This is a genomic window from Massilia aurea (assembly GCF_014200505.1).
In the GTDB taxonomy this organism is placed as follows: domain Bacteria; phylum Pseudomonadota; class Gammaproteobacteria; order Burkholderiales; family Burkholderiaceae_D; genus Telluria; species Telluria aurea_B.
The window spans coordinates 681,721-695,276 of record NZ_JACHBX010000001.1 but is presented as its reverse complement, the minus strand read 5'-3'; the positions used below and the strand labels follow the sequence as shown (position 1 = coordinate 695,276).

The following is a 13,556-nucleotide window of genomic DNA, read 5'->3' as shown; positions in this document are numbered from 1 at the left end:
AGTGAGCCGCTGCGCCCAGCGGCTCAGCAGATCAGTGGCCGGCGTGGCCCGCGTGCGCATCCTGCGCTGCCGGCTTGCCGCTGTGCGTCAGCGGCATGACCGGCAGCGACACTTTCACTTCCTGGCGCTTGGCGGCGGCGTCCTGCACCACCAGGGTCAGCTCGACGTTCTCGCCTTCTTTCAGCTGGCGCTTCAGGTCCAGCAGCATCACGTGGTAGCCACCTGAGGCCAGCACGACTGGCTTGCCGGCCGGCAGATCGATGCTCTTCACCTGACGCATGCGCATCACCTGCCCTTCCATCGCCATCTCGTGGATCTCGGCGCGGCCGGCCACCGGCGTGCGCACTTCGAGCAGACGCGCCGGCGTGGCCGACTGCAGTTGCATGAAGGCGCCCGTGCTTTTCTGAGCCGGCACGGTAGCGCGCACCCAGGGTTCGGTGACGGTGACCTGGGCCAGCGCGGAGACGGAAAACAGGCCCGCGGCAAGCGCGGCGATCAGGTGACGGGTCATGGCAATCCTTGGCTAGTTGAAGTCAGTGAAAAATACAATCTTACACTGCGCCGCGCAAGGCTTCACGCTCGACCAGCACGGTGTCGGTACCATCGGTCAGCCACACCTGGCCATCCTGGATCGTGCATTGCAGCGCCATCGAGCGCGACGCCATTTTCTCGAGCTGGGCGCTGATCTCGGCCGGGATGTTGATCACGCTGACGTTCTTGGCACGCTCGATCTTGTTGGCGATGCCCTTGAACCAGATGCTGCTCGTTGCGCTGTAGCTGTAGACGATCACTTTCTCGGCCCGGCCGGCCGCCTTCAGCAGGCGCTTTTCGTCGGGCTGGCCCACTTCGATCCACAAGTCGATGGCGCCGGTGAGGTCCTTGAGCCACAGGGCCGGCTCGTCGACGTCGAACAGGTCTTTCGTGAACGCGAGCGCCGGATCGGCGTGCAGCGCGTAGGCCAGCACGCGGATCATCACGCGCTCCTCGGTCTCGGACGGATGCCGGGCGATCGTCAGGCTGTGTTCCTGGTAATAGTTGCGGTCCATGTCGGCAATCGACAGGTCAGCCTTGTAGATGGTCGCTTTGATAGCCATTGGTGCGGTGCTTTGAACGGATTGATCGGTAGAGGAACCCGCTATTGTCGCATGCGCAGCGCGCGCCGGGCGACGGCGCGGTATAGACTTCCTGGCACAGATCATCCAACCAGCCAGGGAGACCCGCATGACCGACACCTTTCCACCCAATCAGCAATTCCTGCTCGCTGCTCGCCCGGTCGGGCTGCCGCAGGCCCACGACTGGCAACTGCACGAACAGGCGGTGCCGGCGCCCGCCGAGGGCGAGATCGTGGTCAAGGTACTTTATTTGTCGCTCGACCCGGCCATGCGCGGCTGGATGAACGAAGGCAAATCGTATATCCGTCCGGTTGCCATCGGCGAAGTCATGCGCGCCGGCGGGCTGGGCGTCGTGGTGGCGTCGCGCTCGCCCCGCTTTGCGGTGGGCGACCATGTCGCTGGCGGCACCGGGGTGCAGCGCTACTGGTCAGGCCCGGCCGATGACAAGAACGCCGGCTTCGTCAAAATCGATCCGAATGTGGGCAAGCTTACCGCATGGCTCAACCTGCTCGGCATGCCGGGCATGACGGCGTACTTCGGCCTGCGCGAGGTCGGCCAGGCCAAGGCGGGCGACACGGTCGTGGTCTCGGGCGCGGCCGGCGCCGTCGGCATGACCGTCGGCCAGGTCGCCAAGCGCATGGGGTGCCGCGTGGTGGGCATTGCTGGCGGCGCCGAGAAATGCCGCTTCGTCGTCGAGCAACTGGGTTTTGATGCCTGCATCGACTACAAGGCGGGCGGCCTGCACGCGGCGCTCAAGCAGCATTGCCCGCAGGGCGTGGACGTCTATTTCGACAATGTCGGCGGCGACATCCTCGACGCCGTCCTCACGCGCATCAACATGAAGGCGCGGATCGTGATCTGCGGGGCGATCTCGCAATACAACGCCACCGCGCCCGTCAAGGGCCCGGCGAACTACCTGGCATTGCTGGTGAACCGCGCGCGGATGGAAGGCATGGTGGTGTTCGACTATGCCCCGCGCTACCACGAGGCCGTGGCCGAACTGGGCGCATGGCTGGCGGCGGGCAAGATCGCCAGTCACGAGCACGTGGTCGACGGCTTCGAGCAGTTCCCGCAGGCGCTGTTGATGCTGTTCGAAGGCCGCAACCTGGGCAAGCTGGTACTCAAGGTGGCCGACGCCTAATCGCACCGATACCGTCTCTGGCCGCCCCTCGCGTGAAAACGGTGGAACTAACGCTCACCACGTTTCTCTAAACACGAGAGCGCAACCTGTGTGCGCTCGTGGCATCGGGCACGACCTCTTCCACTGACAGCCCCACGGGCACAAGGAGATCGACATGGCGACGAGCAAAGAGAACGGCAGCAAGGAGACGGCGACCGGCAGTGCCCAGAAGAGCGGGCAACCGGCCAAGCGGGGTTTCGCGGCGATGGACCAGAACCAGCAACGTGAAATCGCCAGCAAGGGCGGCCAGGCGGCGCATCAAAAAGGGACGGCGCACGAATTCGATTCCGAAGAAGCGCGCCGCGCCGGCCAGAAAGGCGGCGAAGCCGTCAGCCGCAACCGCGCGCACATGGCCGACATCGGCCGCAAGGGCGGCGAAAGCCGGCAATCGGCGCAGCGCGCGGCGGCAGCGGCCATGGCCGACAAGGGCAATCGCCAGAGCAGCAAGGACAGCTAGCTCTGGCAGCGTCGTTCCCAGCCGGTGCGGGAACGACGCTTTTCTACGGCGCCGCCTGCGTGGGCTGCATCGGCTGCATCGGCCGCAGTCGCCTGCTCTATATATCCGCCAGGCACGGCGCCACCCCCTGTGGTACATTGCCCGGCTTATGCACACCCTGAAATACCTGACCGCCTATCCCGAGCAACTGCGCACGCAGGTCAGCGGCCTGATCGCGCAAGACCGTCTTGGCGACACGCTGCGCCAGCGCTATCCGGCGCCGCACGGCATCCGCACCGACCGCGCCCTGTACGACTACGTCCAGGACCTGAAGGACGAATACCTGCGCCAGGCGGCGCCGGTCTCGAAGGTCGCCTTCGACAGCAAGATCCAGGTGGTACAGCATGCACTGGGCCTGCACACGGCCATCTCGCGCGTCCAGGGCGGACGCCTCAAGGCCAAGCACGAGATTCGCATCGCCAGCCTGTTTCGTGATGCGCCGCTGCCATTCCTGCGCATGATTGCCGTACACGAGCTGGCGCACCTGAAAGAAAAAGAACACGACAAGGCGTTCTACAAGCTGTGCTGCTGGATGGAACCGGCTTACCACCAGCTGGAATTCGACGTGCGCTTGTACCTGACGTGGCTCGATCTGGCGGGCGCACGCTTGTGGAACGCCGAACCGGCACCGCTTCCGCGTTGATGTTACCATGTGCAACTGTCGTTGCGCATACGCAACAAAAACCGTCATCAGTCGCTTGTCTTGTCGTGCTCCGCTCGACTTTGCAGGAGCGCTTCGCTAGAGTCGTCAGGTTCTGGCCCGGCGTCACCCGACACCGCTCAGGCCCATGGCGCCAACATCACATCACATGCTTTCGCACTATTTTCCCGGCACGCTATTGCCTGCCGCATTTGCCACTTGTGTGCTCGCCTGCACGCCGTTGTATGCACAGGCGCAGACACAAGCACAGGCCGCCGACCCGGCGCCTGACACCGCCGCAGGTCCCACGTGGAAGCTGTCCGGCTTCGGCACGCTCGGCGTGGTCCATTCGAACAACCGCGAGGCCGATTTCAGCTCGTCCATCCTGCGCGCGAGCGGCGCCGGCGTGTCAGGCTCGTGGAGCCCGGACGTCGATAGCCGCCTCGCCGCCCAGCTCGACGTCAGCCAGGGCGCCTGGTCAGGCGTGCTGCAGGTCATCAGCGAGCAGCGCCTGAATGGCAGTTACCATCCGCGCGTCGAGTGGGCCAATATCAAGTACCAGATGACGCCCGACCTCGCCGTACGCGTCGGTCGCATCGCACTGCCCGTCTTTCTTGGCGCCGAATCGCGCAAGGTCGGCTACACCATTCCGTGGGTCCGCACGCCGGTCGAAGTCTATGGCGCATTGCCGATTTCAAGCAGCGACGGGGTCGACGCGACCTGGCGCTGGAACGCCGGCGCCGTGCGCCACGCAACGCAGGTGTTCTCGGGCAGCACCGACCAGGACCTGGGCTTTGGCCTGCAAATCGATGCCGAAAACATCCTGGGCCTGTCGCACAGCATCGACTATGGTCCCCTGACGGTACGCCTGTCGGCCGCGCGCGCGCGCCTGAACACCGACATCGCCGCCGACCTGTTCGCGGGCCTGCGCATGTTCGGCCCACAGGGCCAGATGCTGGCCGAGCGCTACGCCATCGTCAACAAGCGCGTGTCGATGATCAGCGCGGGCGCCAGCTATGACCCCGGTGCATGGTTCGTCACCGCCGAAACGGGACGTACCCGCACCGACTCCCTGCTCGGCGGCGGCACGTCGGTGTATGTCGGCGCCGGCTGGCGCCAGGGCGCATTCACGCCCTACGTCGGCTATGCGCAGATCCGCGCCGATGTGGCCACGTCCGACCCCGGCCTGTCACTGCAAGGCCTGCCCCCGCCGGTCGCTGCCGGCGCCGCCCAGATCAATGGCGCGCTGAACACGCTTCTGGCAACGATTCCGATCCAGACCACCTGGAGCACCGGCGTACGCTGGGACGTCGCCACCAACGTCGCCCTCAAGCTGCAGTTCGAGAGCGTGCGGCCGCGCGGCGGTTCGCGCGGCACCCTGATCAATTCCACGCCTGCGTTTCGTTCGGACCGCACGACTAACGTGACCAGCATTGCGCTGGACTTTGTCTTTTGACGCCGATGAAAACACGCCTCGGTAATTATTCCCGCCACCTGCTGGCCCTGTGCACGCTGTGCTTCGTCGCCACGAGCGCGTCGGCCGAACTGGTCGTCATCGTCTCGAGCCGCAACCCGAACCCGGTGCTCAACGCCGAGCAGGTCAGCGCCATCTTCCTCGGCCAGACGGGCAGCTTCCCGGATGGCGCGGCCGCCGTCGCCATCGACCAGGGGCTGGGCGCAGCGCAGCGCGACCTGTTCTATCGCCAGCTCACCGGCAAGACCCCGGCGCTGCTCAAGGCCCACTGGTCGAAGATGGTCTTTACCGGCCGCGGCCAGCCGCCGCGCGAAGCCCCAAGCGACGCCGCCGTGCGCCGCATGGTGGCCGACAACCCGTCGATGATCGGCTACATCGAGCGCGCTGCGCTCGACCCGTCCGTGCGCCCGGTGCTGGTGCTGCAGTGAGTACGCCATGAACATGCTCGTGCGTTCCAGCGGGCCGTCGCTCACGAGCGACACCGAGCCGTCGGCAGGCGCGCCGCGCACACGCGGCCTGCTGGCGCGCTGGCTTGGCCTGGCGCTCGAGACGCACATCTCGCTGCCACTGTTCGCGCTGGCACTGCTGGGCGCCATGTGGTTCGGCACGCTGCACGTGATCGAATCGGAGCGCCGCGCCGCCGTCGTGGCCACACGCGACGCGACCCAGGAACTGCTCGACACCTATGAGGCGCAACTGGCGCGCAGCCTGAGCGCGATCGACCAGACCCTGCGCGTGCTGAAGTACGCGGTCGAGCAGAATGGCCCGACCGGCGCCCTGCCCGCGCTCGAAGCCAAGGGCCTGCTGCCGCCCGGCCTCGTGTTTCAGGTGGAGATCAGCGACGCCAGCGGACACATCGTCGCCAGCAATCCCGCGTCGAAGCGGCATGACCTGGCACGCACCGCGTGGTTCGAATTTCATCGCCAGACCAGCGACGACGTGCCGTTCGTCAGCCTGACCAGCCTGAGCGAGTACTCAAAGGAACCGACTGTCCACTTTTCGCGCCGCATCAACGATGCGACCGGGCGCTTCTCCGGCGTGGCCGTCGTTGCGCTCGACCCGGCCTATTTCACCAGCGGCTACGAACGCTCGCGCCAGGGCGATCGCGGCCTGCTCGGCATGGCGGGCACCGACGGCATGCTGCGCGCGCTGCGCGTGGGCGAAACCGTGTCGTGGGGCCAGCGCTTCGTGCCGGGCGCAAACGGCGGCGTGGCGGCCGGCACGACCGCGCGCGGCGCACCCGTGCTCGAATCCGAGGCACGCACCGTCGCCAGCCGGCCGATGAACAGCTTCCCGCTGGTCGCGGTGGCCGGCTTGTCCGAAGCGGAGCAGATGGCCGATTTCTATCAGGACCGGCGCGCCTGGCTGCTTGGCGCGGGCGCGGCCAGCGCGCTCTTGATTGCCGTCGTGATCCTGGTCAGCGCGTGGTCGTGGCAGCTGGCCAAGGCGCGCCGGCGCGAACGGCTGGCGCAGGAAACCTACGCCGCCGCATCCGAAGCCAGTCCCGACGCCTTCTTCGTGCTGCGCACCGTGTTCGGTCCGCGCGGCGAAGTGCGTGATTTCGTGGTCGCCACCACCAATAGCCGCGCCGAGCGCTTCACCAGCCTGACCAAGCAGCAGATGGCAGCCAAGCCGATCTCGGGCCTGCTGCCCCCGTCGATCAGTCAATCCGTCTTCGACGACCTGTCGGCGGTAGCGCGCGACGGCATTGCGCGCGAAACGGAATGGCAGGCGCAGACCCTGCCCCAGCCCGGGGTCTGGCTGCACCGCCAGGCGGTGGCGGTCGAGGATGGCGTTGTCGTGATCGTGCGCGACATCACCGAGCGCAAGATGGGCGAGCAGCGCATCCGCCATCTGGCGCACCACGATGACCTGACCGGCCTGCCCAACCGCAGCCTGCTGCGCGAGCGCCTGGGCCAGGCGATCGTCACCGCCGCCGAAGCGGGCCGCGCGGTTGGCCTCGCGTTCATCGACCTCGATGGCTTCAAGCTGGTCAACGACACGCTGGGCCACAACGCCGGCGACGAACTGCTCAAGGTGGTCGGCGCGCGCATGCATCGCTGCCTGCGCAGCGACGATACGCTGGCGCGCTTTGGCGGCGACGAATTCGTGATCCTGCTGCCGGACCTCGCAGGCGACCCGATGGCAATCGCGCCGCTGCTCGAGCGCGTGCGCGAAGCCGTTACCGAACCGGTGCTGGTCGAGGGCCAGGAAGTGCAAGTGAGCTGCAGCGTCGGCGTGACGTTCTACCCGCGCGACGGCGCCAGCGCCAATGCCCTCATGATGCACGCCGACGTGGCCATGTACCGCGCCAAGGAACTGGGCAGCAACAACGTGCAGTACTACGTCAGCGAAATGAACGAGAGCGTCGACGAAAAGCTCGTGTTGCTCGAAGGCCTGCGCGCGGCGATCGACACCTGCGCCGAAGACTACCCGGGCCCGTGCCAGTTCCAGCTGCTGTACCAGCCGAAGGTCGACCTGCGCACGAATTGCCTGTTCGGCGTCGAGGCGCTGATCCGCTGGCACCACCCCGAGCAGGGCCTGGTCTCGCCGCTGCGCTTCATCGGCCTGGCCGAAGAGAGTGGCCTGATCGTGCCGATCGGCGACTGGGTGCTGCGCACCGCCTGCGCCCAGGCCCAGGCCTGGCGCACGGCGGGTCTGCCCCCGGTCAGCGTGTCGGTGAATGTCTCGGCGCGCCAGTTCGAAGACAAGCGCCTTGTCGAGCGGGTCGCCGATGCCCTGCGCGCCAGCAGCCTGCCGGCCGACGGCCTCGAAGTCGAGGTCACCGAAAGCCTGATCATGCGCGACCTGGGCCGCTCGATCGACAAGATGCGCGAGCTTGAAGCAATGGGCGTGGCGCTGTCGATCGACGACTTCGGCACCGGCTATTCGAGCCTGTCGGCGCTCAAATCGTTCCCGATCAGCCGCCTCAAGATCGACAAGTCCTTTGTCGCCGACCTGGCCGACTCGCCCGACGACCAGGCGATCGCGATGGCCGTGATTTCGCTGGGCCACAAGCTCGACCTGCGCGTGATTGCCGAAGGCGTCGAGACCGAACAGCAGCGCGACTTCCTGCGTGCCAACGACTGCGACGAAATGCAGGGTTATCTGTTCAGCCGGCCGCTCCCGGCGAGCGACATCGCACGCCTGCTCGCAGGCAGCGCAGGAGACGCCCATGACCCCTGCGCCGAGTAGCACCGATAGCAAGGGGATGACCGCCGCGCCGGCCCATACGGCGCCCATGCTGCGCCGCATGCGCAACTACTGGATCGCCACTGCCATGCTGTATCTGGCTACCATGGGCCTGCTGGCGGCGCAGGTCGGGGCCGGCTACACACCGCGCGGCCCCGCGCTGTTGCTGAGCGTCGTCGCCGCATGCGGCACGCTCGCGTTCTACGCCCTGATCCATTTCAGCGCGCGGCTGAAGATCGCGCCCGACATGCTCGCTGCGCTGCAATCACTGTTCGCGATCGGCTGCATCATTGCCGGCTATGCGATCGCCGGCCCGCTGCGCGCCTCGCTTCTAAGCATGCTGGTGGTGGCCATCGCCTTCTGCACGTTCGCCATGCATCCGCGCCGCGCACTGCTGCTGGCCGGCGCTGCCCTGGCCGGCATGGCCGGCATCATGTGGTATCTGCAGGCAATCGATCCCCAGGGCCACCCGCCCGCCGTCGAGGCGATGAGTTTTGGCTACCTGGCGGCGGCCTTGCTGGCGACCACGCTGCTGGCCAGCGAAATGACCAAGCTGCGCCGGCGCATGAAGGTCAGCAAGCAGGAGCTGCTTGCGGCCCTCGACACCATCCGCACATTGGCCACCGTCGACGAACTGACGTCGCTGGCCAACCGCCGCCACATGAACGAGTTGCTGGGCGCCGAAGAGCGGCGCTCGGCGCCCGCAACCAGCTGCGTAGCGCTGCTCGACCTCGACTTGTTCAAGCAAGTGAACGACCAATATGGCCACGCCGTGGGCGACGCCGTGCTGCGGGGATTCGCCGGCGCTGCGCATGGCGCGCTGCGCGAGCACGACACGCTGGCGCGCTGGGGCGGCGAAGAATTTCTGCTGCTGCTGCCGGACGCCACACCGCAGGCGGCGCGCCAGGTACTGGAACGCATCGTCACGCGCGTGCACGCACTGCAGATCGACGGCATGACACCGGCGCGGCGGATCAGCTTTTCGGCCGGCCTGGCCGAACGCCGCGATGGCGAACCGTTCACGGACGCGATCAGCCGCGCCGACAAGGCGCTGTACCGGGCCAAGGCGGCCGGACGCGACCGGATCGAAGTCGCCTAGCCTGTCAGCGCTAGCCTTTTAACTCGTCCGCCGCCGCCGCTGGCAGGCTCGACTCCAGCACGACTGGTACCACTGCGCGCAGGCGCTGGATCAGCTGGTCGGGATCGCTGTCGGCGATCATCAGGTCTTCGTGCTCGGGCCGCACGAATCCTTCGGCCACCTGATGGCCCACGAAGGCGCGCAGGCCGTCATAGAAACCGTTCACGTTCAACAGGCCAATCGGCTTGGCGTGGATGCCCAGCTGGGCCCAGGTCACCATCTCGAACAGCTCTTCCAGCGTGCCCATCCCGCCCGGCATGGCGATGAAGCCTTCGGACAGGTCGGCCATCATGGCTTTGCGCTCGTGCATGTCCTTGACGACGAACAGGCGCGTGAGGCCCGCGTGGCCGACTTCGCGCTCGACGAGGGCGCGCGGGATGACGCCGGTGGCTTCACCGCCCAGACGCAGCACTTCATCGGCGATCACGCCCATCAGGCCGACCTTGCCGCCGCCGTAGACGAGGCTGATATTGTGGTCGACCATGGCGCGCGCCAGCAGGCGCGCCGCATCGGCGTAGACGGGGTTGACGCCGTGCGCGGCGCCGCAGTAGACAGCAAGGGTTTTCATCGTGTGCATTTTCAAAGGAAGTCGGCGCCAGGCCTGGCGTCGGCCGACAGTTTTTTAAGATAGTCGTCAGACAGCTTCTCGAACAGGACGCGCGTCTCGCCATTCAGGTAGGGCCCGACCATCGACAGCACCTGGTAGCAGCCGCGCGCGAGCGCATCGGCAATCGCCTGCTGCTCGCTGTATTTGCGGGGGTTGCGCACGTATTCGAACGAGAGCCAGTAGGTCGCCACGACCACCATATTGGTGGCCATGGCGCCGATCTGCTGGTCGGATGCATCAAGCGAGCCTTCGCTGCGCAAGTCTTCGCACAGCTGGCGCGCGACCTTGATCTTGTGCGCGTGGATCGCCTTGAAGTGCAATTCGAGCTTGCGGTTGCGCGACAGCAGATCGTTCAGGTCGCGATAGAAGAAGCGGTAGCGCCAGATCAGCTTGAACATATGGTGCAGATACAGCCACACGTCTTCCATGTTCGAGCGGCGCCCGGCCGGCACCGTCAGGATGCGCTCGATCTCCGCCTCGAACTGGACGAAGATCGAGTTGACGATATCGTCCTTGTTGCGGAAATGGTAGTACAGATTGCCGGGCGAGATATTCATCTCTTCGGCAATGACGGTGGTCGTGATATTGGGCTCGCCGAACTCGTTGAACAGCCTGAGCGAGAGCTCGAGGATGCGTTCACGGGTCCGGCGCGGTGCTTTTTGTTGCATGTAGGCCGCTGTTCGTGTTTGTTCCCGCAAGGATATCATCGAACGGTCGTTCTATCGAGCAATCTACCGGCTGAGCGGGCGCGGGCTCACCTTAGCCGGTGCCGCGCGCGCTCTGCAGACGGAAGGCTTCGTCGAGCTGCTCGCGCAGCGCCCGCGCGCCCAGCGGCTTGATGTAATGACCATCGGCCACCCCACTCTTGATGGCCGCTTCGATGTCGGTCAGATCGGGCTGGCCCGACAGCATCAGGCGCACCGTCTTTGGATAGCGCGCCGCCGCCTCGGCCAGCACCTCGGTGCCGCGCATGCCGGGCATGGCCTGGTCGCACAGGATGACTTCGACCGGCTCGTGCGAGAGCACCTGCAGCGCTTCTTCACCGGAGCAGGCGCTGAGCACCCGGTACGGCTGGCCGATCAGCATGTCGTTGAGCACACCGAGCATGAAGCGGTCGTCGTCGACCAGCAGCAGCGTACGTGCGCCGGTGGCCGGCGTGACCGCGGTGGCCATGGCGTCATTGGCCGTGGCGTCATTGGCCGCCATGGCGGTGACCGGGGCAGTCGCTGCAGCTGCAGGCGCTGCGGGCGCTGCGGGCGCGGATGCTGGCGCTGGCGTACTGGTCAGGAAGGCTTCAAGTTCGGCCACGAAACTTTCGGGTTCGATCGGCTTGCTGATATAGCCATCGAAGCCGGCGGCCAGCACTTTTTCACGGTCGCCCGTCATGGCCAGCGCAGTCACGGCCAGGATCGGCACACCGGCCAGCGCCGGGTCGCCCTTGAGCTCGGCCAGCACGGCAAAGCCATCCATGCCGGGCAGGTTGACGTCACAGGCAATCAGGTCGGGGCGCTCGCTGCGCGCAGCGGCCACGCCGCGGGGGCCGTCGGCCGCACTCAATGGCGCATGACCATACGCGCTGAGCAGGAACGACATCAATTCGATGTTGGCCGGGTTGTCTTCGATGATCAGGATGCGCGCCACTGGATACTCCGAAGGATGCGTTATTGACATCACTGTACCACGCTCGGGCGCAGGGTGGATTCATGCTGCGCCGTGCAAAACAGGGGGTGCCGGACAGGCTGTTGGCACGCGCCCGATCTCGTCCATGACAAGCGCCAGCACGCGCCGGTTGCGGCCCAGCGCGACGTGGCCGACGCCGCCGAGTTCGAGGTTGCGCGCCCCCTCCAGGTGCCCCGATGTCTGGGGTGCCACGATATTGTCGTGGTGCGTGTAGATCGACGTGATGCGCGCGCGCGTGGCAGCGTCTTCGTGCGCAGCAAGCTCGCGTAACCACGTGCAGGCGGGCCCATCGACACCCGCGCGTTGCATCTGCATGGCGTTGATGCCGATCCCGAACGTCGCCAAACACGTGCCGTGGTGCGGCGTGCCAAGCGTGATGACGCGCGCCGCCTGCGCGCTGCCATGCCGGCGCAGCCAGGCGCGCGCGGCCAGGCCGCCCATGCTGTGGCCGACGACGATGACCTGCTGCGCGCCGGCCGCGCGCAGCAACCGTGTTGCGCCCTCTTCGATCGCATCGGCAAAGCCGTCGATGTCGCCGGTGAGCGGCTCCAGATCGAGCGTGGCGTGGCTGATGCCGGCCGCATCAAGCAACGGCGTCAGGTGCGCCCAGTAGCCGCTGTTGCAACCGTAGCCGTGCAGCAGCAGGACCGGCGGCGTGCTGCAGTCAGGATGGATACGTGTATGGGGCCGCGCGCGCGGCATGTGCCAGGAACTGACCAGCATGCTGGCGCCGAATTCTTCGCCGAGCATGCGCATTGCGGCGACTGGCCCGAGCTGGTGACGGGGCGGCGAGGGACTGGCGACGCGCCGGCTCATCACAAAATTGTTCGCATTGATCGCCAGGCGCACCAGCACCACGCTCATGACGCCGATGGCAACGGCTTGCCAGGGCCCGGCACCGGCCCAGGCGGCGCCTGCGGCGATGGCACAGGCGATCAGCGCCTGCACGAGCAGGATCAGGCGCAGCAGCAGGCGCGAACTCATGCCGGCAACCTGTTCACAGGGCGGGCGCGGCGTGGGGCCGAATCGATACGGTGGGTATCCATGACGCGAGTATAGGCCTGGTGCAGCGGGGACAGCGTGCGCATCAACGGGGTGGCGCGTCCTTCAGGATCGCGCGGGCGATGCCGCGCAGGATGTTGACTTCTTCAAGCTCCAGACCACCGCGCGCGAACATGCGCTTGATGCGCGGCATGAGCTTTTTCGGGTTGTCGGCATTCAAAAAGCCGATGGCGACCAGGGCCTGCTCGAGGTGCGCGTACATGCCGTCGATCTGGGTCACGCTGGCAGCGTCGCCCTGGAAGCCGACGCCGCGCGTATCGGGCGCGCCGCTGACGGACGCCATGCGCGCCTCGTAGGCCAGCACCTGAGCCGCCTGCGACAGGTTCAGCGACGAGTAATCGGGATTGGCCGGGATGTTGATCAACACATTGCAGCGCTCGACGATGTCATTCGGCAGCCCGACGCGCTCGTTACCGAACACGATGGCGGCGCGCAGCTCGGGCGCGGCGCCGGCGTGTTCGGCGAACGCGCGTGGGGTCCAGACAGGGGGCGAAAATTCGCGCAGGCGCGCCGAGACGGCGGCGGCAAAGTTGCAGCCGTCGAGCGCCGCGCCGATATCGGGCACGACCCGCGCGTTGTTCAGGACATCCCCCGCACCGCTGGCAAAGGCGACGGCCTCGGGATCGTTGACGAAATCGGCGCACTTCGGCGTGACCAGCACCAGATCGGTAAAGCCCATCGTTTTCATCGCGCGCGCGACCGAGCCGATGTTGCCGGCGCGGCTTGTTTCGACAAGGACGAAACGCAAACGGCTGAACAGCGGCTGCGGGCTGAAAGAAGAAGTGTCGGTTTGGGTCGGGTTCATTTACAATAGCGACCATCGCGTGGTGCGGACGGTTTTACGGTAGCGGGGGCAAGCCCCGGATTGTAACGGGTTCCGGCGCCACCCTGCTCTTTAATCACTCTTCAATAGCTGATCGTTCACGACGCCCCTTCGGTGCGTGAGTGGGCGTTCGCGTTCTTACGGAAAAGCCT

14 protein-coding genes are annotated in these 13,556 nt (G+C 66.4%); 7 read left to right on the top strand and 7 right to left on the bottom strand.

Annotated elements, in window-relative coordinates; all coding sequences use genetic code 11:
* Positions 1-31: 31 nt before the first annotated feature.
* Both HD842_RS03015 and HD842_RS03010 read right to left on the bottom strand, forming a co-directional pair.
* Entirely contained in the window at positions 32-511 is a 480-nt protein-coding gene (locus HD842_RS03015; RefSeq protein ID WP_183550776.1) for a copper chaperone PCu(A)C, read from the bottom strand.
* 40 nt (positions 512-551) lie between these two features.
* The gene (locus tag HD842_RS03010) at positions 552-1,094 is read right to left on the bottom strand and encodes a YaeQ family protein (RefSeq protein ID WP_183550773.1); all 543 of its coding nucleotides are present in this window, start codon (positions 1,092-1,094) and stop codon (positions 552-554) included.
* A gap of 127 nt (positions 1,095-1,221) precedes the next feature.
* Here HD842_RS03010 and HD842_RS03005 point away from each other — a divergent pair, with 127 nt between their 5' ends.
* The 7 genes from HD842_RS03005 to HD842_RS02975 all read left to right on the top strand — a co-directional run bounded on the left by HD842_RS03005 (position 1,222) and on the right by HD842_RS02975 (position 9,193).
* Positions 1,222-2,253, top strand: coding sequence for an NADP-dependent oxidoreductase (locus HD842_RS03005; RefSeq protein WP_183550770.1), 1,032 nt, complete (start codon positions 1,222-1,224; stop codon positions 2,251-2,253).
* Positions 2,254-2,407: 154 nt separating this feature from the next.
* The gene (locus HD842_RS03000; protein ID WP_183550767.1) at positions 2,408-2,749 is read left to right on the top strand and encodes a KGG domain-containing protein; all 342 of its coding nucleotides are present in this window, start codon (positions 2,408-2,410) and stop codon (positions 2,747-2,749) included.
* Positions 2,750-2,897: 148 nt separating this feature from the next.
* Positions 2,898-3,431, top strand: coding sequence for a M48 family metallopeptidase (locus HD842_RS02995; protein ID WP_183550764.1), 534 nt, complete (start codon positions 2,898-2,900; stop codon positions 3,429-3,431).
* A 166-nt stretch (positions 3,432-3,597) separates the two neighbouring features.
* Entirely contained in the window at positions 3,598-4,884 is a 1,287-nt protein-coding gene (locus HD842_RS02990; protein ID WP_183550761.1) for a hypothetical protein, read from the top strand.
* A gap of 5 nt (positions 4,885-4,889) precedes the next feature.
* On the top strand, positions 4,890-5,330 hold the full coding sequence (locus tag HD842_RS02985) for a phosphate ABC transporter substrate-binding protein (RefSeq protein WP_183550758.1): 441 nt from the start codon (positions 4,890-4,892) through the stop codon (positions 5,328-5,330).
* A 7-nt stretch (positions 5,331-5,337) separates the two neighbouring features.
* The gene (locus HD842_RS02980; protein ID WP_229424571.1) at positions 5,338-8,097 is read left to right on the top strand and encodes a bifunctional diguanylate cyclase/phosphodiesterase; all 2,760 of its coding nucleotides are present in this window, start codon (positions 5,338-5,340) and stop codon (positions 8,095-8,097) included.
* A complete protein-coding gene (locus tag HD842_RS02975; protein WP_229424570.1) occupies positions 8,078-9,193 on the top strand; it encodes a diguanylate cyclase domain-containing protein in 1,116 nt (371 codons plus the stop codon). Before HD842_RS02980 ends, HD842_RS02975 begins: the two co-directional genes overlap by 20 nt.
* Before the next feature lie 10 nt (positions 9,194-9,203).
* Here the strand turns inward: HD842_RS02975 and HD842_RS02970 are convergent, their stop codons facing one another.
* The 5 genes from HD842_RS02970 to HD842_RS02950 form a co-directional block, all read right to left on the bottom strand.
* On the bottom strand, positions 9,204-9,800 hold the full coding sequence (locus HD842_RS02970) for a TIGR00730 family Rossman fold protein (RefSeq protein WP_183550755.1): 597 nt from the start codon (positions 9,798-9,800) through the stop codon (positions 9,204-9,206).
* A gap of 11 nt (positions 9,801-9,811) precedes the next feature.
* Positions 9,812-10,507, bottom strand: a complete 696-nt coding sequence (locus tag HD842_RS02965) for a TetR/AcrR family transcriptional regulator (protein ID WP_183550752.1) — start codon at positions 10,505-10,507, stop codon at positions 9,812-9,814.
* Positions 10,508-10,598: 91 nt separating this feature from the next.
* Positions 10,599-11,480, bottom strand: coding sequence for a response regulator (locus tag HD842_RS02960; RefSeq protein ID WP_183550749.1), 882 nt, complete (start codon positions 11,478-11,480; stop codon positions 10,599-10,601).
* A gap of 60 nt (positions 11,481-11,540) precedes the next feature.
* The gene (locus HD842_RS02955; protein WP_183550746.1) at positions 11,541-12,503 is read right to left on the bottom strand and encodes an esterase/lipase family protein; all 963 of its coding nucleotides are present in this window, start codon (positions 12,501-12,503) and stop codon (positions 11,541-11,543) included.
* A 103-nt stretch (positions 12,504-12,606) separates the two neighbouring features.
* A complete protein-coding gene (locus HD842_RS02950; protein WP_183550743.1) occupies positions 12,607-13,386 on the bottom strand; it encodes an RNA methyltransferase in 780 nt (259 codons plus the stop codon).
* Positions 13,387-13,556: the final 170 nt, after the last annotated feature.

Excerpts from the sequence above, each read along its gene's own strand:
- HD842_RS03015 (WP_183550776.1), bottom strand. The coding sequence starts at position 511 with ATGACCCGTCACCTGATCGCCGCGCTTGCCGCGGGCCTGTTTTCCGTC.
- HD842_RS03010 (WP_183550773.1), bottom strand. The coding sequence starts at position 1,094 with ATGGCTATCAAAGCGACCATCTACAAGGCTGACCTGTCGATTGCCGAC.
- HD842_RS03005 (WP_183550770.1), top strand. The coding sequence starts at position 1,222 with ATGACCGACACCTTTCCACCCAATCAGCAATTCCTGCTCGCTGCTCGC.
- HD842_RS03000 (WP_183550767.1), top strand. The coding sequence starts at position 2,408 with ATGGCGACGAGCAAAGAGAACGGCAGCAAGGAGACGGCGACCGGCAGT.
- HD842_RS02995 (WP_183550764.1), top strand. The coding sequence starts at position 2,898 with ATGCACACCCTGAAATACCTGACCGCCTATCCCGAGCAACTGCGCACG.
- HD842_RS02990 (WP_183550761.1), top strand. The coding sequence starts at position 3,598 with ATGCTTTCGCACTATTTTCCCGGCACGCTATTGCCTGCCGCATTTGCC.
- HD842_RS02985 (WP_183550758.1), top strand. The coding sequence starts at position 4,890 with ATGAAAACACGCCTCGGTAATTATTCCCGCCACCTGCTGGCCCTGTGC.
- HD842_RS02980 (WP_229424571.1), top strand. The coding sequence starts at position 5,338 with ATGAACATGCTCGTGCGTTCCAGCGGGCCGTCGCTCACGAGCGACACC.
- HD842_RS02975 (WP_229424570.1), top strand. The coding sequence starts at position 8,078 with ATGACCCCTGCGCCGAGTAGCACCGATAGCAAGGGGATGACCGCCGCG.
- HD842_RS02970 (WP_183550755.1), bottom strand. The coding sequence starts at position 9,800 with ATGAAAACCCTTGCTGTCTACTGCGGCGCCGCGCACGGCGTCAACCCC.
- HD842_RS02965 (WP_183550752.1), bottom strand. The coding sequence starts at position 10,507 with ATGCAACAAAAAGCACCGCGCCGGACCCGTGAACGCATCCTCGAGCTC.
- HD842_RS02955 (WP_183550746.1), bottom strand. The coding sequence starts at position 12,503 with ATGAGTTCGCGCCTGCTGCTGCGCCTGATCCTGCTCGTGCAGGCGCTG.
- HD842_RS02950 (WP_183550743.1), bottom strand. The coding sequence starts at position 13,386 with ATGAACCCGACCCAAACCGACACTTCTTCTTTCAGCCCGCAGCCGCTG.